This is a genomic window from Streptomyces sp. NPDC002742 (genome assembly GCF_042888885.1).
Classification (GTDB): Bacteria; Actinomycetota; Actinomycetes; order Streptomycetales; family Streptomycetaceae; genus Streptomyces.
The window spans coordinates 312670-332681 of the sequence record NZ_JBIAQF010000006.1 but is presented as its reverse complement, the minus strand read 5'-3'; the positions used below and the strand labels follow the sequence as shown (position 1 = coordinate 332681).

Annotated in this window: 15 protein-coding genes and 1 pseudogene; 5 read left to right on the top strand and 11 right to left on the bottom strand. The window is 71.9% G+C overall.

Annotated elements, in window-relative coordinates; translation table 11 throughout:
- Positions 1-126 precede the first annotated feature (126 nt).
- Complete coding sequence (locus ACFYW8_RS13160) at positions 127-1689, bottom strand: protein kinase (protein ID WP_389072068.1); 1563 nt, start codon at positions 1687-1689, stop codon at positions 127-129.
- A 302-nt stretch (positions 1690-1991) separates the two neighbouring features.
- On the opposite strand from ACFYW8_RS13160, the gene ACFYW8_RS13155 reads away from it, so the two are divergent.
- The gene (locus ACFYW8_RS13155) at positions 1992-3608 is read left to right on the top strand and encodes a protein kinase (RefSeq protein ID WP_389072063.1); all 1617 of its coding nucleotides are present in this window, start codon (positions 1992-1994) and stop codon (positions 3606-3608) included.
- Between the two features lie 196 nt (positions 3609-3804).
- On the opposite strand, the gene ACFYW8_RS13150 is transcribed toward ACFYW8_RS13155, so the two are convergent.
- The gene (locus ACFYW8_RS13150; protein WP_356783732.1) at positions 3805-4347 is read right to left on the bottom strand and encodes a bacterial proteasome activator family protein; all 543 of its coding nucleotides are present in this window, start codon (positions 4345-4347) and stop codon (positions 3805-3807) included.
- Positions 4348-4575: 228 nt separating this feature from the next.
- On the opposite strand from ACFYW8_RS13150, the gene ACFYW8_RS13145 reads away from it, so the two are divergent.
- Positions 4576-5304, top strand: a complete 729-nt coding sequence (locus ACFYW8_RS13145; protein WP_389072055.1) for a hypothetical protein — start codon at positions 4576-4578, stop codon at positions 5302-5304.
- A 222-nt stretch (positions 5305-5526) separates the two neighbouring features.
- Here ACFYW8_RS13145 and ACFYW8_RS13140 read toward each other — a convergent pair whose 3' ends face one another.
- Together ACFYW8_RS13140 and ACFYW8_RS13135 are read right to left on the bottom strand one after the other, a co-directional pair.
- Positions 5527-6507, bottom strand: a complete 981-nt coding sequence (locus tag ACFYW8_RS13140; protein ID WP_365869290.1) for an NAD(P)H-quinone oxidoreductase — start codon at positions 6505-6507, stop codon at positions 5527-5529.
- A gap of 30 nt (positions 6508-6537) precedes the next feature.
- Positions 6538-7230, bottom strand: a pseudogene (locus ACFYW8_RS13135) (potassium channel family protein); the annotation flags it as partial.
- A gap of 366 nt (positions 7231-7596) precedes the next feature.
- Here ACFYW8_RS13135 and ACFYW8_RS13130 point away from each other — a divergent pair.
- The gene (locus ACFYW8_RS13130) at positions 7597-8589 is read left to right on the top strand and encodes a potassium channel family protein (protein ID WP_389072552.1); all 993 of its coding nucleotides are present in this window, start codon (positions 7597-7599) and stop codon (positions 8587-8589) included.
- Between the two features lie 217 nt (positions 8590-8806).
- Here the strand turns inward: ACFYW8_RS13130 and ACFYW8_RS13125 are convergent, their stop codons facing one another.
- From ACFYW8_RS13125 to pdhA, 5 genes are all read right to left on the bottom strand, one after another.
- Positions 8807-10300 carry a molybdopterin molybdotransferase MoeA gene (locus ACFYW8_RS13125; protein ID WP_389072048.1) on the bottom strand — a complete coding sequence of 498 codons (1494 nt, stop codon included), beginning with the start codon at positions 10298-10300 and terminating at the stop codon, positions 8807-8809.
- Complete coding sequence (locus ACFYW8_RS13120) at positions 10297-11382, bottom strand: DUF6457 domain-containing protein (protein WP_389072044.1); 1086 nt, start codon at positions 11380-11382, stop codon at positions 10297-10299. Before ACFYW8_RS13120 ends, ACFYW8_RS13125 begins: the two co-directional genes overlap by 4 nt.
- A gap of 79 nt (positions 11383-11461) precedes the next feature.
- The gene (locus tag ACFYW8_RS13115; protein ID WP_389072547.1) at positions 11462-13045 is read right to left on the bottom strand and encodes a dihydrolipoamide acetyltransferase family protein; all 1584 of its coding nucleotides are present in this window, start codon (positions 13043-13045) and stop codon (positions 11462-11464) included.
- Entirely contained in the window at positions 13045-14049 is a 1005-nt protein-coding gene (locus ACFYW8_RS13110) for an alpha-ketoacid dehydrogenase subunit beta (RefSeq protein ID WP_365869295.1), read from the bottom strand. Before ACFYW8_RS13110 ends, ACFYW8_RS13115 begins: the two co-directional genes overlap by 1 nt.
- Entirely contained in the window at positions 14046-15215 is a 1170-nt protein-coding gene (gene pdhA / locus ACFYW8_RS13105; RefSeq protein ID WP_365869296.1) for a pyruvate dehydrogenase (acetyl-transferring) E1 component subunit alpha, read from the bottom strand. Before pdhA ends, ACFYW8_RS13110 begins: the two co-directional genes overlap by 4 nt.
- A gap of 174 nt (positions 15216-15389) precedes the next feature.
- On the opposite strand from pdhA, the gene ACFYW8_RS13100 reads away from it, so the two are divergent.
- Positions 15390-15890 (top strand): Lrp/AsnC family transcriptional regulator, encoded by a 501-nt coding sequence (locus ACFYW8_RS13100; protein WP_328554491.1) that lies wholly within the window; start codon positions 15390-15392, stop codon positions 15888-15890.
- Between the two features lie 146 nt (positions 15891-16036).
- Here the strand turns inward: ACFYW8_RS13100 and ACFYW8_RS13095 are convergent, their stop codons facing one another.
- Together ACFYW8_RS13095 and ACFYW8_RS13090 are read right to left on the bottom strand one after the other, a co-directional pair.
- Positions 16037-16627: a TetR/AcrR family transcriptional regulator gene (locus ACFYW8_RS13095; RefSeq protein ID WP_365869297.1), complete on the bottom strand. Its 591-nt coding sequence runs from the start codon at positions 16625-16627 to the stop codon at positions 16037-16039.
- Complete coding sequence (locus ACFYW8_RS13090; protein ID WP_365869298.1) at positions 16624-18138, bottom strand: 3-hydroxyacyl-CoA dehydrogenase; 1515 nt, start codon at positions 18136-18138, stop codon at positions 16624-16626. Before ACFYW8_RS13090 ends, ACFYW8_RS13095 begins: the two co-directional genes overlap by 4 nt.
- 148 nt (positions 18139-18286) lie before the next feature.
- Here ACFYW8_RS13090 and paaN point away from each other — a divergent pair, with 148 nt between their 5' ends.
- Entirely contained in the window at positions 18287-20002 is a 1716-nt protein-coding gene (paaN, locus tag ACFYW8_RS13085) for a phenylacetic acid degradation protein PaaN (RefSeq protein ID WP_389072028.1), read from the top strand.
- Positions 20003-20012 lie beyond the last annotated feature (10 nt).

Below are 20012 nucleotides of genomic sequence, written 5' to 3'. Positions count from 1 at the left end.
CGACGCGAGCCGGACGTCCGAAGAGCCGCGCGCGGAAACCCGTCGTGGGCCCCCGCGCGCGGAAAGGTGTGCTCTTCCCGGATCCGTCCGGCCCTGCCGGATCAGGTCAGGTCAACCGAGGCCAGGTCAGCCCAGGGTCCCCGCGGCGGGGGACTCGGTGCCGCCGCCCGCCGGATCGCTGGTCTCCGGATCCGTCGGCGGCGTGCTCGGTTCGCCCGTCGGGGCCGTCGGGGTCGGCTTGGTCTTCGTCGGCTGGTCGGTCGGCTCGTCCGTCGGCGGCTCGCTGGTGGCGCTCGGGGTCGGCTGGTACGAGGGGGTGTAGCCCGTGCCGTCGCCGGTGTTGGTCGAGTCGTCCGAGGTGTCGTCCGTGGACTGGTCCGTGGGTGTGTCGGTCGGCTGCTCGGTGGAGGCGTCGCTCTTGCTGGAGTGCGTGGCGGCCGGCGACTGCGTGGTGCCGGTCCCCGTGCCCCCGCTGTTGCCGGTGTTGTTGAGCGCCAGCGCGACACCCGCCGCGATGGCGATCATGGCGAAGACCGCGAGGATCCACAGCTTGCCGCGGCCGCCGCCCTGGTTGCCGTGTCCCTCGAAGCCGCCGTCGTCGCCGCCCCCGTAGGACGGGATGAGCGGTGCCGGGATCTGCGTGGTGCCGTAGTCACCGGGGTGCGGCAGCGCGGCCGTACCGGCGAAACCGGACGACTGGCCGTGCGGGCCCTCGTGCATCGTGACCGGGCCGGTGTTCCAGGTGCCTGTGTGACTGCCCTGGTCGTACAGCATCTGCAGCGCGTACTGGACGAGTCCGCGCATCTCCTCGGCGGTCTGGAACCGGTCGTCCGGATCCTTCGCGAGGGCGCGCATGACGAGCCCGTCGAGCTCCGGCGGCACCTCGCCCGAGACCTCCGAGGGAGGCATCGGGATGTCCTGGACGTGCTGGTAGACCACCGACAGCGGCGTCTCTCCGGTGAACGGGGGCCGCAGCGCGAGGAGTTCGTAGAGCAGACAGCCGGTCGCGTACAGGTCGGAGCGGTGGTCGACGGCCTTGCCGAGCGCCTGCTCCGGGGAGAGGTACTGCGGGGTGCCCATGACCATGCCGGTCTGGGTCATCGTCGACTGCGCGCCGTGCAGGGCGCGCGCGATGCCGAAGTCCATCACCTTGACCGCGCCGGTCTCCGTGATGATCACGTTCGCCGGCTTGATGTCCCGGTGCACGATGCCGTGCTGGTGCGAGTAGGCGAGCGCCTCCAGGACGCCGGAGACGATGATCAGCGCCTGTTCGGGCCCGGGGGCCTCGGCGTTGATCAGCAGATCGCGGATCGTGTGACCCTCGACGATCTCCATCACGATGTACGGAACGACACCGTGCCCGACCACGTCCTCGCCGGAGTCGTAGACGGCGACGACCGCATGGTGGTTGAGCCCCGCGACCGACTGTGCCTCGCGTGTGAAACGCGCCTTGGACACGGGGTCCTCGGCCAGGTCGGAACGGAGCAGCTTGACCGCCACGGTCCGCCCCAGGCGCACGTCCTCGGCGGCGAACACCTCGGCCATACCGCCCCGGCCGAGTCTGTGCGTCAGCCGATACCGGCCGTCGCCGACCAGCCCGCCGTTACCCCACATCTCCGGCGCATCTGACATACCGCCGCCAGTCGCCTCGGGGTCGGACGGGCCCTGAGCGCGCTGCTGCTGTGCCATCAGTCCTCGCCGTCGTTTCTGCCCGCGGTCTGCGCGGTGGTTGTTACGGTCTCCGTCGGGCCACGCTACAGGCTCCGCGCGGGGCGCCGGTCCGAGATGAGCGTGAGATGGACCGGCCATCCAACCCGTCGGAGGTCCGTGCGTGCAAATCCCGTGTACCGGCCGTACGCCACCTGTAACGCTTCCGCGACGCTTCTTTCTCAGACGGTCACGGAACGGGCACCGAGCTTGACGTGTCCGTGCCCTCGGGCAGACTTGGCCCGGAATAAGCCAATCGATCACGGCCGCGGGGGACGCAGAAGATGAGCCAGGACGGCGCACAGGGCCGGTACGCGGGGCGCGCGGTCGCCGGCGGCCGCTACCAGCTGCGCGATCTGCTCGGCGAGGGCGGTATGGCCTCGGTGCATCTCGCCTACGACTCGGTGCTCGACCGCCAGGTCGCGATCAAGACGCTGCACACCGAACTCGGCCGCGAGCAGGCCTTCCGCGAGCGCTTCCGCCGCGAGGCCCAGTCGGTGGCCAAGCTCACCCACACGAACATCGTCTCGGTCTTCGACACCGGTGAGGACGACCTCGACGGCATCACGACGCCGTACATCGTCATGGAGTACATCGAGGGCAAGCCGCTCGGCTCGGTCCTCGACGCGGACATCCAGCAGTACGGCGCGATGCCCGCCGACAAGGCCCTGAAGATCACCGCGGACGTGCTGGCCGCCCTGGAGATCAGCCACGAGATGGGCCTGGTCCACCGGGACATCAAGCCGGGCAACGTGATGATGACCAAGCGCAACGTCGTCAAGGTCATGGACTTCGGCATCGCCCGCGCCATGCAGTCCGGCGTCACCTCCATGACGCAGACCGGCATGGTCGTCGGCACCCCGCAGTACCTCTCCCCGGAGCAGGCACTCGGCCGGGGCGTCGACGCCCGGTCGGACCTGTACTCGGTCGGCATCATGCTGTTCCAACTCGTCACCGGGCGGCTGCCGTTCGAGGCGGATTCGCCGCTGGCCATCGCCTACGCGCACGTCCAGGAGGAGCCGGTCGCGCCCTCCTCGGTCAACCGCTCGCTGCCCCCGGCGGTGGACGCGCTGATCGCCCGCGCGCTGAAGAAGAACCCGAACGAACGTTTCCCGAGCGCCGAGATCATGCGGGACGAGTGCCTGCGCGTCGCCCAGTCGTTCCAGGCGGCCGCGCCGAACATCGTGCCGGGCGCGCAGACGCCGAGCGGCTCGGGCGTCGGCTCCGCCGTCTTCCCGCCGGTCGACCAGGGCACCCCGGCACCCGGCCCCGTACAGACGCCGTACCAGCCGGGCCCGTACGGCGCGCCGACCCCCGCCCCCGCCTACGGCTACCCGCAGCAGGGCGGCTACCCGACCCCGCCGCAGACCTCCGCGTACCCCCCGCAGCACGGCACGTCGACCCCGCCGCCGTACAACCTTTCGCCCCAGCACGCCCCCGGCGGCCCGGGCGGCGGCGGGAGCAACAAGGCGGTCGTGATCGGCGCGGTCGTGGTCGCGCTCATCGCGATCGGCGGGCTGATCACGGCGCTCATCATGAACGGCGGGAGCGGCGACGACAACAAGGGCGGCGGCAGCAGCACCAGCCAGTCGCCCACCGTGGTCGAGGGGCACAAGGGTCCGGACACGTCGAAGAAGATCGACACCGAGAAGTGCACGGCCCCGCAGGAGGCCTACGACGACCCGGACAAGATCCAGGTCCCGGACTTCCACTTCAAGAACCTCACCTCGGTGAAGTCCTGCTTCCAGGCCGCCGGTTGGCAGATGAAGATCACGCGGGTGGACGAGAACACGTACGGCGAGGACACGGTCATGGACCAGTTCCCCTCCGCCGGCGACAACGTCGACCCCAAGAAAATGCCCGAGATCGAGCTCAAGGTGTCGTCGGGCAACCCCTCCTGAAGCGCCCCCGAACGCTCGGAGCGGTTCAGGCGGCCCGCACGCACTGTCCGTACGGCCTGAGCAGTCACCACGGTCCGAGCGCCTCGGCAGCGGAATCGGGAACGGAAACGGGCCCGGCACTTCGGTGCCGGGCCCGTTTCCGGTCGGGGTGACCTTGGCTCGCTGGGTGACGGGGGTTGCTCGGCGACCCCCGTGACTACAGGTACGGTCCGCCCGAGCGGCCTCCCGTGCGGGGGTCCTCGTCACCCTCCAGACCGCCGACACCCGGCGGCAACGCGCGGCGCATCTGCTCCAGTTGCGCCCTGGCCGCCATCTGCTGGGCGAACAGGGTCGTCTGGATCCCGTGGAAGAGTCCCTCCAGCCAGCCCACCAACTGGGCCTGCGCGATCCGCAGTTCCGCGTCACTGGGGGTCTGCTCGTCCGTGAAGGGCAGGGAGAGCCGCTCCAGTTCCTCCACCAGCTCCGGGGCCAGACCGTCCTCCAGCTCCTTCACGGAACTCGCGTGGATCTCCTTGAGCCGGACACGGCTGGCCTCGTCCAGAGGTGCGGCGCGCACCTCCTCCAGCAGCTGCTTGATCATGCTGCCGATGCGCATCACCTTGGCGGGCTGTTCCACCATCTCCGTCACCGGGATCTCGCGGGAGTCCTCGTCCCCGGTGCCGCCGAGAGCCATTCCGTCCTGGCCGACAACCAGGATCTGAGGGTTCTCCGGCGACCGTTCGTTCCTCGGCATCTCCATGCCGCCATTCTCTCGCACCCACGTACTCCATCACGGTGGTGCCCCCCGTACACGGTGATCCACCACGTACGACGGCCCAGTTCGCGAGGAGACGCCGTCCCACGGCCCCTGAAGTGCGCGGACGAGGTCACTTTCTGTCGAGATGCCGGGATCACGGCGTCATGTGAGGCTTGTTTCGTCGATCACGGCACCCGTCTTGGCGAACCGTACCGGGAGGGGGTCACCGAGGTGACTCCATGGCTGCGCACCCTGCCCACGGCCGGACTGCTGGCGGCCGCCCTGCTGAACGGCGCCGGCCCCCTCGCGAGCACCGCCCCCACAAGCTCCGCGGCAGCTCCCCCGTACGCCTCCGCACGCGCCGGGGCCCCGTCGTCCGGCGCCCCCTCGTCCACCCCCGCACGCTCAGGGACCGCCTCGTCCACCCCCGCACGCTCAGGGACCGCCTCGCCCACCCCGGCGCACTCAGGGACCGCCTCGCCCACCCCCGCGAGCTCGGGGTCCCCCTCGTCCACCCCCGCGAGCTCCGGGCCCCCCTCGTCCACCGCCCCGTCGTCGGCCACCGCGTCGGCTCCGTCCGCCGAAGGGACCACCGCCCCGGACGCCGCCGGCCCCGCCGCCTCCGATCCCGCACGGCCCACCCTTACGGCGGACCCCTCCCGTGCGGGCAGCTTCGCGGGCGAGGGACGCGTACGGCCCGGCCGCACGGAGCCGGACAGCCAGGACACCCCGGACCTCCAGGACACCGCTCCCGCCGCCGACACCGACACCGGGCTCACGGAGCCGAGTACGCCCCCCGACCCCTCGCGCGACGACGCGGTCCCCGTCCAGCAGAGCGTCGTGGGCCCCGGCTCCACGCCCGAGCCGACTCTGGCGATCCTCCCGCTGGGCAGCGGCCTGATCCTGATCGGCCTGGGACTGGGACTGGCGTTCCTGGCGCTGCGGGCACGACGCGGCTGAGGCGCCCGGCGCGGAAGCGGTACGCCTCGTCGCCGGTCTCGGGCTGAGGCGCCGCACCGAAGAGGTACGCCTGGCGCCCCTCTTCCCGCCCCGTCGGCCTGTTCTCACGGGCCGACGGCACCCCGCCCGGTGCCTGCCGGAGTCCGCTCCCGGGCGCCCGCAGCACGTCCCCGGAAGCGGGGCCCGGCGCTCCACCGGAGCCCGGGCAGGGGCACTACGCGCCTAAGGCGCGACCAGCAGCACCTTTCCGATGTGGCTGCTCTCCTCCAGCACCCGGTGCGCCCCTGCCGCGTCGCTCATCGGCAGTTCGCGGTCGATGACGGGACGGACCCGGCCGGAGTCGATGAGCGGCCACACGTGCTCCCGTACGGCCGCCACGATCGCCGTCTTCTCGCTGAGCGGCCGGGCCCGCAGCGAGGTCGCGCTGACGGCGGCGCGCTTGTTCAGGAGAACGGCGATGTTCAGCTCCGCCTTGATGCCGCCCTGCATGCCGATGATGGCGAGCCGGCCGTTGACGGCGAGGGCGCGCACGTTCGGGTCGAGGTACTTGGCGCCCATGTTGTCGAGGATGACGTCGGCACCCGCCCCGCCGGTGGCCCGCTTGATCTCCTCGACGAAGTCCTGCTCGCGGTAGTTGATCAGGATGTCCGCGCCCAGCTCCGCGCAGAAGTCGAGCTTTTTCTTGGTGCCCGCCGTGACCGCGACCTTCGCGCCGACGGCCTTCGCCAGCTGGATCGCCATGGTGCCGATGCCGCTGGAGCCGCCGTGCACGAGCAGGGTCTCACCGGGGCGCAGGTGGGAGACCATGAAGACGTTCGACCAGACGGTGCACGTCACCTCGGGCAGCGCCGCCGCCTGCCGGACGTCCAGGCCCGCGGGCACGGGCAGCAGCTGCCCGGCCGGGACGGCGACCTTCTGGGCGTATCCGCCGCCCGAGAGCAGCGCGCACACCTCGTCGCCGACCGCCCAGCCGAGGACGCCCGTACCGACCGCGGCGATGCGCCCCGAGCATTCGAGTCCGGGGTAGGGGGACGCCCCGGGCGGCGGGTTGTACAGGCCCTGCCGCTGCAGCAGATCGGCTCGGTTGACGGCGCCGGCCACCACCTCGACCAGCACTTCGCCCTCGGCCGCCACCGGGTCGGGAACCTCGTCCCACACCAGCGCCTCGGGCCCACCAGGTTCAGGAATCGTGATCGCGTACATGAGAGGGACGCTACTCCTGAGAGGCGCCGCCTATTCCTGCGGCAGGGGCCGAACACCCGGTGCCTTCCCGGTGGCCCGGGTGACCCGCGCGATCGTGATCAGCCGGTCGGTCAACTGCAGTGTTCCGACCTCCGGATCGTCGTATCCGAGCACGCGATGCCCCCTTACGACGCTGACCACCAGGTCGGCGGTCTCCCGGACACCCCTGCCCGCCTCTGCCTTTGTCACTGGCCGCTCGACGATGTCGAGCCCGCTGCCCTGATGGATCAGGTCCTCCATCACCCTGCCCGCGGCTGGGCTGAGCACGGAGAGCCCGAGCAGCCGGCCGGCCGCGCTGGCGCTGGTGATGACCGCGTCGGCGCCGGACTGCCGGAGCAGCGGCGCGTTCTCCTCCTCGCGGACGGCGGCGACGATCTTCGCCCCGCGATTGAGCTGCCGGGCCGTCAGGGTGACCAGGACCGCGGTGTCGTCCCGCTGGGTGGCGATGATGATCTGCCGCGCCCTGTGGACCTCGGCACGCGTCAGCACATCGCTGCGCGTGGCGTCCCCGATCACTCCCGCGTACCCGTCGGCCGCCGCCGCGTCGACCACCCTGGGGCTGGGGTCGACGACCACGACCTGATCCTTCCTGAGCCCGGTCGCACAGACCGTCTCGACGGCCGACCGTCCCTTGGTTCCGAAGCCGACAACGACGGTGTGATCCCGCAAGGCCGTCCTCCAGCGTTTTCTTGAAAATACCCTTTGGAACACGGACAACGTCCTTGTGCGGCGAGCGCGTTGGGGGGACTCCTTCTCCCGGCTTTTCGGCTGTGTGATCTTCCTGGACCGGAATCGATGCCGGAGGACCGCGAGGGCCTGCGGGGTTGCGTCAGGCATTCGAAAATCAACCTGGAGCGCTCCCTGCGCCAATGATCCCGCTTGATCCGGAATCATGGTGGCGGACCCGCTGGATCGCCGCCGCAGGGACAGGCAATGAACGACGAGAAGCAAACACCCTCCAAGACCGGGAAGTTCTCGATCCTCCGGTCCCTCTGGTACCGGTCGCGGGCCGAGGCCCTGGACGATGCCGAGGCCGGACGTTCCATCACGATGCCCGTCGAGAGCAGCGTGCCCCCTCTCCAGCAGGTCCTACGGCGCTTGGCCATGGCCCTGGTGGTCCTGTTCGTCACAACGCTCGTCGTGTGGCTCGACCGCGGCGGCTACAACGACAACGCGGACGGCACCATCGACTTCCTCGATGCCGCCTACTACGCGACCGTCACCCTCTCCACCACCGGATACGGGGACATCACCCCGGTGAGCGACACCGCCCGGCTCATCAACATCTTCGTCATCACGCCGCTGCGCGTCGTCTTCCTGATCATCCTGGTCGGCACCACGCTCGAAGTGCTCACCGAGCGCACCCGCCAACAGGTGCGTGTCCATCGCTGGCGCTCCCGCATGCGAGATCACGTGGTCGTCGTCGGCTACGGGACCAAGGGCCGGCAGGCCATCGAGACGCTTCTGGGGCAGGGCATCCGCAAAGACAAGATCGTCGTCGTCGACCCGGAACGGAAGGCCGCGGAGGCCGCCGGCAGTGACGGGCTGGTGTCGGTACTCGGAGATGCCACCCGATCCGACACCCTCCGAAAGGCCGAGTTGCAGAGTGCTGCGCAGGTGATCGTTGCCCCGCAGCGCGACGACACCGCAGCCTTGGTCACCCTTACCGCGCGCCAGCTCAACAAGCGCGCGACCATCGTCGCCGCGGTGCGAGAGGACGAGAACGTTCCGCTGTTGAAGCAGAGCGGAGCCGACACGGTCGTCACCAGTTCCAGTTCCGCGGGGCGCCTCCTCGGTGCGTCCATGGTCAACCCCCATGTGGCGGACACTCTGGAGAATCTGATGACCTACGGGAGCGGCCTCGACCTCGTGGAGCGTCCAGTGGCAGTGGACGAGGTCGGTCGCTCAGCTCGGGAGTGCACGGATCTGGTCGTGGCCGTCGTGCGCCGGAAGGCGGTCTTCGACTACACCGAGCCACAAGCCGCAAGCCTCCAGGCCGGAGACCGCGTGATCTCGATCAGACAGGCAGTACCCACCCGCTGATCGACCACGAGCACCGGCAGCGCCATCACCGGTCTCTTCGGCGACCTGCCGGACCGGACGCTCCACGACCTTCTGCGGCGGTTCCACCCGATGGGCCACGCGACATCCGTCCACCTGGCGACCCATCGAGCCACGGCCCGGAGGTCGAGCCATGGCCCGGAGGTTTCACGTGAAACACTCCCCGCTCGGATTCATGCCGTTCCCGCCCTCGACCGGCTCAGACGAAGCACGCGTCGATCCCCGCGGTGGCCCACGGCAGATCGATGAGTTCCAGTTCCTGGCCGGCCCGCGCACCGCCCGGCGGTACGACCGCGAGCGCATCGGAGGCGGCGATGCCCCGCAGCATCGCCGGGCCGTTGTAGTGCAGCGGCGCGACCCGGTCGCCGCGCAGCGAGACCGGGACGATCCGGGTGTCGTACGGGTGCCCCTGCACGGCCTCTTTGAGGGGCAGCGTGTACGCCTCCGGGGCCGCGCGTCCGGCCAGCGTCCGCAGCAGCGGCTCGGCGAGCGTGAGCAGTCCGGAGACGGCGGCGAGGGGGTTGCCGGGCAACCCGACGAGGTACTGGTCCTCCCGAGTGCGGGCCAGCAGCATCGGATGCCCCGGTCGCACCTTGACGCCGTCCACGAGCAGTTCGGCACCGATCCGGCGCAGCGTGGGATGGACGTGGTCGACGGGGCCGCCCGCGGTGCCTCCGGTGGTGACGATCAGGTCGGCCCGGGAGCCGGTGATCGCCCTGTGCAGCGCCTTGGCGTCGTCGCCGAGCCGGCGTACCGCCACAACCTCGGCTCCCAGCGCCCGAAGCCACGGCGGCAGCATGGGGCCGAGCGCGTCCCGGATGAGTCCCTCCCGGGGCAGTCCCTCGGTGAGCAACTCGTCGCCGAGGACAAGAACTTCGGCGCGCGGGCGGGGGACGACGGCGAGCGTGTCGTACCCGGCGGCCGCCGCGAGGCCCAGCACCGCGGGGGTGACCAGCACTCCGAGCGGCAACAACTGGTCGCCGCTGCGGCACTCCTGGCCGCGCGGGCGGATGTCCTGACCGTGCGCGATCGCCGGGATTCCCCGGGAGCGGGCGGAGCCGGGCGCTTGCGCGCCGCTCGCGTGCAGCCGCCCCTTGTCGTCGAGACGGCCGTGCTCGCTGCGCAGGACGGCGGTCGCGTCCCGCGGGACCCGCGCCCCGGTGGCGATCCGGACCGCCTCACCGTCGCTGAGCCGCTCCGGCTCCGCGTGCCCGGCGAGTACGCCGTCCTCGCGCACGTCCCAGGGCCCGGGTCCGGCGACCGCCCACCCGTCCATGGCGGAGGTGTCGAAGGAGGGAAGGTCCGTGAGCGCGGTCAGGGGGGCGGCGAGGACGAGGCCGAGGGAGGTCTCCAGGGGGACCGAAACGGGGGTACGGCTCGGGAGGGAGCGGGCGGCCCGCTCGGCGACGGCTCGTGCCTCGGGCCACGGGGTGGACCGGTGATGGGCGTGCGCTCCCTTGCCGCTGTCCTGCGCGTCGGGCACGGGAACGGCCGTCCGGTCGGTTTCCCGGGGGCTGAGGGCGGCGCCGTCCGCTCGGCCGGGCTCACCGGGCGGGCGGGCACCGGCTCCCTTGACCAGGGCGAGCGCCTCCTCGACGTCGAAGTCGTCGGCGTCCTTGCTGTCCTTGCTGTCCTTGCTGTCCTTGCTGTCCTTGCTGTCCGCGCTTTCCCGGGTGGAGCGGGCGGCGGTCATCCGGCGTCCGGCTCGGTGGCGGGGGCCGTCGAGGCGGCGCCGACGGGCGTGGTGGGGGTGGTAGGGGTGGTGGAACTGGTGGGCGACGCGGAGTCGGCGGCGTCCGGTTCGGCGTCGGGGGTGTCCTCGTCGGCCCAGCGGAGCGCGAGCGCAACGGCCTTGCGAGAGGCGTCGGCGACCGCCTCCGGCCCTCCGCCGGCCAGCGCGGCCGCGTATCCGACGAGGAACGTGGTCAGTGGCGCGGCCGGCCTGGCCACCCCGTGCGCGGCGTCGCGGGCCAGGTCGAGCAGAACGCCGGTGTCGACGTCCAGGTCGATGCCCAGTTCGTCCTTGACTGCGGAAATCCATTCATCCAGCACGTGGCCATGCTCCCTGATGCGTGCTCTGGCGGTGGCGATGTCGTCCCAGGTGTCGCAGTCGAAGGACGCGACGGGGTCGGAGATACGAGTGAGGTCGAGGGCGGCGACGAGCCGTCGCAGCGGCAGCCCGCCGAGTCCCCCGTGCGCGGCGGCGAGCTCGGCCAGTTCACGGCGCAGCGCGTCGGCGCGGTAGACGGCCACGAGGGGCTGATCCCGCCCGTCGGGGTCGCTGAGGAGGACGCCGTCGGGGTGGACGCCTGGACGGTCGTGGGCCGGGCGGGCCTCTTCGGCAGCGGGACGGACCTCGTGGGTGCCGCCGGAGCGAAGGGTGTCCAGCAGGCGCCCTACCGTCTGCTCCTCAAGGAACGGCAGATCGGCCGAGAGCACGACGACACAGGGCGCCGTGGTGTGCCGCAGCCCGGCGTCCAGCGCGGCGAGCGGTCCCCCGCCCGGCGGGTCCTCGCGGGCCCACTCCACGGGGCGCGCGGTGGACCTGGGTTCGGCCACGACGACCGTGCGGGTGGCACCGGCGCACGCGGCCAGCACCCGGTCCAGCAGCGCCCGGCCGCCCACCCGTACGCCGGGCTTGTCCGCGCCGCCGAGCCGACGAGCCGCACCGCCCGCGAGCACCACGGCGTCGTACGCGGCGTCGGCACCGGGGGTGCCTGGCGGGCCGGAGCTGCCCGGACGTCCGGTCGCGCCCTCGGACTCGTACGCGGTCATGTCCCGAGTATGGCGCCCGAAGGATCGGTGCCACCCCCGGGCACGGCATGGAATCGGGGGTGACCGGATCCTCCGGGGGCTAGAGAGTCCGCAGCAGCACCGCAGGCTGCTCCACGCAGTCCGCCACATACCGCAGGAAACCGCCCGCCGTACCGCCGTCGCAGACCCGGTGGTCGAAGGCGAGCGAGAGCTGGACGACCTGGCGCACCGCCAGCTCGCCCTGGTGCACCCAGGGCTTGGGGATGATGCGGCCGACGCCGAGCATGGCCGCCTCGGGGTGGTTGATGATCGGTGTGGAGCCGTCGACACCGAACACGCCGTAGTTGTTCAGCGTGAAGGTGCCGCCGGTGAGGTCCGCGGGCGTCAGCGTCCCGGTCCGGGCCGCCTCGGTCAGCCGGCCGAACTCCGCGCTCAGCCCTTCGGCGTCCCGTGCGTGCGCGTCCCGTACGACGGGGACGACGAGCCCCCGCTCGGTCTGGGCCGCGAAGCCCAGGTGCACCTGGTCGAGGCGGACGATCTCGCGGGCGTCCATGTCGACCGTCGAGTTGAGTTCGGGGTAGCGGGCCAGCGCCGCGGTGCAGATCCGGGCCAGCAGGGCGAGCAGGGAGATCTTCGGGCCGCCCGCCGCGTTCATCGCCCCGCGTGCCCGCATGAGCTCCGTCGCGTCGGCGTCCACCCAGCAGGTCGCGTCGGGGATCTCACGCCGGCTGCGCGAGAGCTTGTCGGCGACGGCGCCACGGACTCCCCGGAGGGGGATCCGGACACCCTGCGGGGTGGTGCTCCGGGAGACACCGGCCGCACCGGGCACGACCGCCGCGATGTCCGCGTACGAGGTGACCGAAGCCGACGCCGGGGCGCGGTCGTACGAGGGCGCCGCGAGGGGTGCGTCGGGGCCGGGTCCGGCCGCCGGAGCGTGGTGCGGTTCCACGGTGGCGGACGATCGCAGCCGGCCGGTCGCCGCGGCACGCAGCGCGTACTCGACGTCGGCCCGCAGGATGAGCCCCTCGGGGCCGGAGCCCTCCAGTTCCCGCAGATCCACGCCGTTCTCCCGGGCGAGCCGGCGCACGAGGGGCGATATGACCGGCACGGGGCCGTCACCTCGCGTCGCGGCGACGCCGTTCCGGGCGGTCGGCTCCTGGCCTCGCGCAGCCGGCCGCGCGGCGCCGACGGGCTCGGTGCGGCCCGGCTCGGGCCGGGCGGGATGGGTACCCGTGCCCGCCGGGGACGGTGCCACCGCCGCGCCGCCGGCCGGCCGTCGGCCACCGGCCGCGATGCCATCGGCCGCGACTCCGCCGGAGGGCCGTACCCTCCTGCGCCGCGCCGGAGGCGCTCCCGTGCCATAACCCACCAGCACGTTCCCGGAGCCCTCGTCGCTCCGGTCGTCCTCGTCGAGCGGGCTGTCCCCGTCCCCGGCCGGGGCGCCCACGGCGACGGTCAGCAGCGGTGCCCCCACGGGCATTTCCGTGCCCTCCTCGCCGAAGCGGGCGGTGACCACGCCGCCGTAGGGGCAGGGGACCTCCACCATCGCCTTGGCCGTCTCGACCTCGACGACGAGCTGGTCGACGGCGACGACATCGCCGACCTCCACCAGCCAGCGGACGATCTCCGCCTCGGTGAGTCCCTCCCCGAGGTCGGGGAGCTTGAACTCCAGCACCTGTGCCATCAGCTCTGCGCCTCCCATTGCAGACGCCCCACGGCGTCCAGGATCCGGTCGACGCCGGGCAGGTGGTGCCGCTCCAGCATCGGCGGCGGATACGGGATGTCGAACCCGGCGACCCGCAGCACCGGCGCCTCCAGGTGGTGGAAGCAGCGCTCCGTGACGCGGGCCGCGATCTCCCCGCCCGGTCCGCCGAACCCGCCCGACTCGTGCACGACGACCGCTCGTCCGGTCCGCCGCACCGATGCCGCGACCGTCTCGTCGTCGAACGGCACCAGAGAGCGCAGGTCGACGACTTCGAGGTCCCAGCCCTCGGCCCGGGCCGCCTCGGCGGCTTCGAGGCAGACGGGCACGGACGGCCCGTACGTGATGAGCGTGGCGCTCCGGCCCGAGCGCCGCACCACCGCGCGGCCTATCGGCTCAACGGCCGGCGGCTCGTCCGGGTTCCAGGAATCCTTCGACCAGTACAGCCTCTTGGGCTCCAGGAAGACGACCGGATCGTCCGAGGCGATGGCCTCGCGCAGCAGTCCGTAAGCGTCGGAGACGGTCGCGGGCATGACGACGTGGAGGCCCGGGGTCGCCATGTAGTAGGCCTCGGAGGAGTCGCTGTGGTGCTCGACGCCACCGATGCCGCCGCCGTAGGGGACGCGGATCGTGATGGGCAGGGGCATGGCGCCCCGTGTGCGGTTGCGCATCTTCGCCACGTGCGAGATCAGCTGCTCGAACGCCGGGTAGGCGAACGCGTCGAACTGCATCTCCACGACGGGCCGCAGGCCGTACATGGCCATGCCGACCGCCGCGCCGAGGATGCCCGCCTCGGCGAGCGGGGTGTCCGTGCAGCGGTCGTCGCCGAACTCCTTGGCGAGCCCGTCGGTGACCCGGAAGACGCCGCCGAGGGTGCCGACGTCCTCTCCCATGACATGGACGGTCGGGTCGGCGGCCATGGCGTCGCGCAGGGCGCGCCCGAGCGCCTGCGCCATGGTGGCCGGTTTGAGGGCAACGGTGGTCATCGCCCGGCTCCTTCCGGGCCGTGCGGGCCCGCTCCGAGCGTGCCGTCCGCCTCGGCGTCCAGCTCCGCTCTCAGCTGGCTCTCCTGCTCAAGCAGTTGAGTAGTGGGTTGGGCATATACATGGGCGAACAGATCCATGGGGTCGAGCACCGGGTCCTGGTTCATGCGCTCACGCAGGTCCGCGGCCATCGCCTCGGCGTCGTCGCGCACCGCCCGCAGGGCGGACTCGTCGAGCAGACCGCGCTCGGTCAGTTCCCGCTCCACCAGCACGATGGGGTCGTGGCCGCGCCAGGTCTCGACCTCGGAGTCGCCTCGGTAGCGGGTGGCGTCGTCGGCGTTGGTGTGGGCGTCGATGCGGTACGTCACGGCCTCGACGAGCGTGGGACCGCCGCCCGCGCGCGCGTGGGCGATGGCCTCGCTCAGGACCTGGTGCACGGCCACCGCGTCGTTCCCGTCGACCAGTCGGCCCGGCATCCCGTAGCCGACGGCCTTGTGGGCCAGCGACGGGGCGGCGGTCTGCTTGGCGAGCGGGACGGAGATGGCGAAGCCGTTGTTCTGCACGAGGAAGACGACCGGCGCCTGCCATACGGCGGCGAAGTTCAGCGCCTCGTGGAAGTCGCCCTCGCTGGTGCCGCCGTCGCCGACCAGGGCGAGCGCGACCACGTCGTCGCCCTTGAGGCGGGCGGCGTGCGCGAGACCCACGGCGTGCGGGAGCTGGGTCGCGAGAGGGGTGCACAGGGGGGCGATGCGGTGCTCGTGCGGGTCGTAGCCGGTGTGCCAGTCGCCGCGCAGCAGTGTGAGGGCCTGGACGGGGTCGAGGCCGCGGGCGACGGCGGCGAGGGTGTCGCGGTAGCTGGGGAAGAGCCAGTCGCGCTCCTCCAGTACGAGCGCGGCTGCGACCTCGCAGGCCTCCTGTCCGGTGCTGGAGGGGTACACGGCGAGACGGCCCTGCTTGGTGAGGGCGGTGGCCTGGACGTTGTAGCGGCGGCCACGCACCAGCTCCGCGTGCAGACGGCGCAGCAGGGCCGGATCGACCTGCGCGGCCGCGTCGGTGCCGAGGACGCGGTGGGGCAGCGCGTCCGGCAGCAGCGGCGCGGGGTCGGTGCGGGGCTGCCAGGCGGGCGGCGGCGTGGGCCGGTAGGCCCCTCGCTGCTCCATGACCGTCATGACGGCACCTCCTCGTGGGAGCGGCTTCAGGCGCGTCACGGGTGTGATGCGCCTCACCTACCGATTGTTCGGTCGTCGGCACATTTTGGCTACAGGCACCGCCAGGCTGTGGACAAACGGTTCTGCACAGCCTGAGATGGACGCAGTACGTCCATGGTAGGGAGGCGGGGGGACATGGCACCTGAACAAATGGCCGAGCCGCCGGAGGCCGGCCCCGTCGCACCGCCCGCCCGTCCGCTCGACGCGATCGACCAGGACATCCTGCACATGCTGCAGGCGGACGGCCGTGCCTCCATCCGTTCCGTGGCCGAACGGGTCCATGTGTCGCGGGCCAACGCCTACGCGCGGATCAACCGCCTCATCGAGGACGGTGTGATCCGTGGCTTCGGGGCGCGCGTCGACCACGAACGCGCCGGGCAGGGCACATCGGCGTACATCACCCTCAAGATCGTGCAGAACTCCTGGCGCACGGTGCGGGAGCGGCTGAGGGTGCTCCCCGGGGCCTCGCACATCGCCCTGGTGGGCGGGGATTTCGACGTGCTTCTTCTGGTGCACACGCCGGACAACCGGGCGCTGCGCGAACTGGTGCTCACCCGTCTCCAGTCCATCCCGGAGGTGCTCAGCAGCCGGACGCTGCTGGTCTTCGAGGAGGAGGACCTGGAGCCGGAGGGCTGATGGGGCCCGGGCCCGCGCCGAACGGTTGCCCGACCCCGACCCCGCCCCCGGACCCGTAGGGCCTCACCACTCGCGCGCCCGGCACGGGCGGACCTCCGGGCCCTACGACTCCCGCCCCGAAGCCGGCACCGCCCGGCTCCCGGGCCTCACGACTCCCGCCGGAGCCCTCCGAAGACCAGCACCACCACGGCGTCGGCCACCTCCCGCGCGCCCATGCCCCGAGCGTCGGGGCGGTACCACTCCACGAGCGAGTTGATCATTCCGAAGACCAGCCGGGTCGCGAGCCGGACCTCCACGTCACCGCGTACGTCCCCGTCGGCGGCGGCGGCCTTCAGAAGCTCGGCGACCCTGTGGTCGAAGTCGCGGCGCCGCTCCAGGGCCCAGCGCTCGGTGGCCGTGTTGCCGCGCACCCGGAGCAGCAGCGTCACGTAGGGCAGCTCGGAGGTGAGGACCTCGACCATGCGCCGTACGACGTACTCCAGGCGCTCGACCGCACGCCCCACGCGCGCGTGCTCCTCGTCGAGGATCTCGAAGAGGCCGTCCAGCGCCCGGCTCACCGCGCGCCGCAGCAGTTCCTCCTTGCCGGCGACATGGTGGTAGATCGACGACTTGGAGATGCCGGCGGCCTTGGAGAGGTGCTCCATGGAGGTGCCGTCGTAGCCGCGTTCGTTGAAGACCTGGACGGCGACGGTCAGCAGCGTCTCGGGGGTGTACGTGTCCCGCTTGGCGGTGGTCACTGGGTGCCCTCCCGCTTCTCGTCGGCGTACGCGTGGCGGTAGAGCGCCAGCGACGGGGCGTAGCGCCCGGAGGGGTCGCGTACGTGCAGTTCGTCCAGGAGGTCGTACGACCAGTTCGTGCCGAGTCGGCGGCTCCACTCGAAGGGGCCCAGGGGGTAGCTGACGCCGAGGCGCATCGCGGTGTCGATGTCCTCCTCGGTGGCCACGCCCTTGGCGACCGCGTCGTGCGCGAGGTCGACGATCCGGGCCACCGTGCGGGCGACGATCATGCCGGGGCAGTCCCCGATGACGCTGACGTCCTTGCCCAGCGCCTGGAAGAGGCCGATGGCCTCGGAGAGCGTCTGGGGAGCGGTGTCCTGGGACGCCGACAGGGCGATCCGGGTGGCCCTGCGGTAGTCGAGCGCGAGGTCGAAGTAGACGACGTCGCGGAACTCGACCGCGGTCTGGCCGTCGGCGAGGACCAGCTGGCCGCCGCTCGGCAGCACCAGGCGGGTGCCGTGGTCCTCCTCGTCCTCCCGGACCTGGATGCCCGCCTCGCGGATCAGGCCGAGGACGTCGGCGGCGGGGCCCAGGTCGCCCTCGGCGACGACGTAGGCGGGCGGCTGCGCCTTCTCCGCGGTGTGCGGCTCGGACCGCTCGGCGTCGTCCCCGTAGTCGTACCAGCCGTGCCCCGTCTTGCGTCCGAGCCGGCCCGACTCGACGAGCCGTCGCTGGGCGAGCGAGGGCGTGAAGCGCACGTCCTGGAAGAAGGACTGCCACACGGAGTGCGTGACGGACTCGTTGACGTCCTGGCCGATCAGGTCCGTGAGCTCGAAGGCGCCCATCCTGAAACCGCCGGACTCACGCAGGACGGCGTCGATGGTGGCGGGGTCGGCGGCCTGGGACTCGTGGACCGCGAAGGCTTCGGCGTAGAAGGGCCGCGCGATGCGGTTGACGATGAAGCCGGGCGTGTCCGCGCAGGCGACGGGCGTCTTGCCCCAGGCGCGGGCCGTCTCGTACGCGCGCGTGGCGGAGGTGACGTCGGTCGCGAACCCGGAGACGACCTCGACCAGGGGCAGCAGCGGCGCCGGGTTGAAGAAGTGCAGCCCGACGAGGCGGCCCGGGTTGCGCAGGGCGCCGCCGATGGCCGTGACGGACAGCGAGGAGGTGTTGGTGGCGAGCAGGCAGTCGTCCTCGACGATGTCTTCGAGGTCGCTGAACAGCCGCTGCTTGGCGTCGAGTTGTTCGAGGACCGCCTCGACGACGAGCGCGCAGTCCGCGAGGTCGGTGAGGCTCGTGGCCGGCTGGAGCCGGGCGCGGGCGGCATCTCGGTCGGCGCCGGTGAGCCGGTCCTTCGCGACGAGCCGGTCGAGCCGGGCGCCGATCGCTTCGGCCGCCGACGCGGCACGCCCGGGGGCCGCGTCGTAGAGCCGCACGGGGTGGCCCGCCACCAGCGCGACCTGGGCGATGCCCTGGCCCATGGTGCCGGTGCCGACGACTGCCACGGGGCTGCTGAGGTCGAGTGCTGTCATGTGCGCGATCCTCCCGCACGGCGTTTTCCACAGATGCGGCGGACCCCCTTGTCCCGACCGATCGTTCGGTTACTCTAACCCTGACTGTCCATTCCTGCCCAGCTCGCGAGCTCGACGAGGAGCTCTAGAGACGAGGAGTTGGTCCTTGATGGCCGCCGAACTCACCGCGCACCAGTTGATCGCCCAGCACCGGCCCACCCTGGATCTGGCGCTGGAGGCGATCCGCACCCGCGCGTACTGGTCCCCCCATCCCGAGCATCCCAAGGCGTACGGCGAGCACGGCAGCCTGGGCATGGCCGAGGGCAAGGCCGCCTTCGACGCCCTCCTGGGCACCCGCCTCGACCTGGGCCAGCCCGGCACGGACGACTGGGTCGGCGGCGAGGTGTCGCCGTACGGCGTCGAGCTGGGCGTCTCGTACCCGCACGCGGACATCGACGCCCTGCTGCCCGCCATGCGCGCGGGGATGCGCGCCTGGCGCGACGCGGGGGCGGAGATCCGCGCCATGGTCTGTCTGGAGATCCTCAAGCGGATCAGCGACCGCACCCACGAGTTCGCGCACGCGGTCATGCACACCAGCGGCCAGGCCTTCATGATGGCGTTCCAGGCGGGCGGCCCGCACGCGCAGGACCGCGGCCTGGAAGCGGTGGCGTACGCGTACGTGGAGCAGGTCCGCACCCCCGACACCGCGGAGTGGAGCAAGCCCCAGGGCAAGCGCGACCCGCTCACGCTCACCAAGCAGTTCACGCCCGTCCCGCGCGGCATCGCGCTGATGATCGGCTGCAACACCTTCCCGACGTGGAACGGCTATCCGGGCCTGTTCGCCTCCCTGGCCACCGGCAACGCGGTCCTGGTGAAGCCCCACCCGCGCGCGGTGCTGCCGCTCGCGCTGACCGTGCAGGTCGCGCGCGAGGTGCTCACCGAGGCCGGCTTCGACCCGAACCTGGTGGCGCTCGCCGCCGAGCGTCCCGGCGAGGGCATCGCGAAGACGCTGGCCACCCGCCCCGAGATCCGGATCATCGACTACACCGGCTCCACCGCCTTCGGCGACTGGCTGGAGACCAACGCCCGCCAGGCGCAGGTCTACACGGAGAAGGCCGGCGTCAACACGGTGATCGTGCAGTCGACCGGTGACTACAAGGGGATGCTGTCCAACCTGGCGTTCTCGCTGTCGCTCTACAGCGGCCAGATGTGCACCACCCCGCAGAACCTGCTGATCCCGCGCGAGGGCATCGCCACGGACGAGGGCCACAAGTCGTACGACGAGGTGGTCGCCGACCTCTCGAAGTCGGTCGGCGGACTCCTCGGTGACGACGCCCGCGCGAACGCGCTGCTCGGCGCCATCGTGAACCCGGACGTGAAGGCCCGCCTGGAGGCCGCCGCCGAACTCGGCGAAGTCGCCCTGCCCTCACGGCAGATCGATAACCCCGAGTTCCCGGGCGCGGTCGTGCGCTCGCCGGTGATCGTGAAGCTCGACGGCGCGCGCAAGTACTGGGAGAACGCCGAGGACGCCGGCGACGAGGCCGCCTACATGAGCGAGTGCTTCGGGCCGGTCTCCTTCGCCGTCGCGGTCGACTCGGCGGCGGACGCGGTGGAACTGCTGCGCCGCACCATCAGGGACAAGGGCGCGATGACCGTCGGCGCGTACACCACCGACGAGGCGTTCGAGAGCGAGGTGCGGGAGGCCTGCCTGGAGGAGTGCGCCCAGCTCTCCCTGAACCTCACGGGCGGTGTCTACGTCAACCAGACCGCAGCGTTCTCGGACTTCCACGGCTCGGGCGGCAACGGCGCGGCCAACGCGGCGCTGTGCGACGGGGCGTTCGTGGCCAACCGCTTCCGGGTGGTCGAGGTGCGCCGGGAGGCGTGAGACCGAGGGC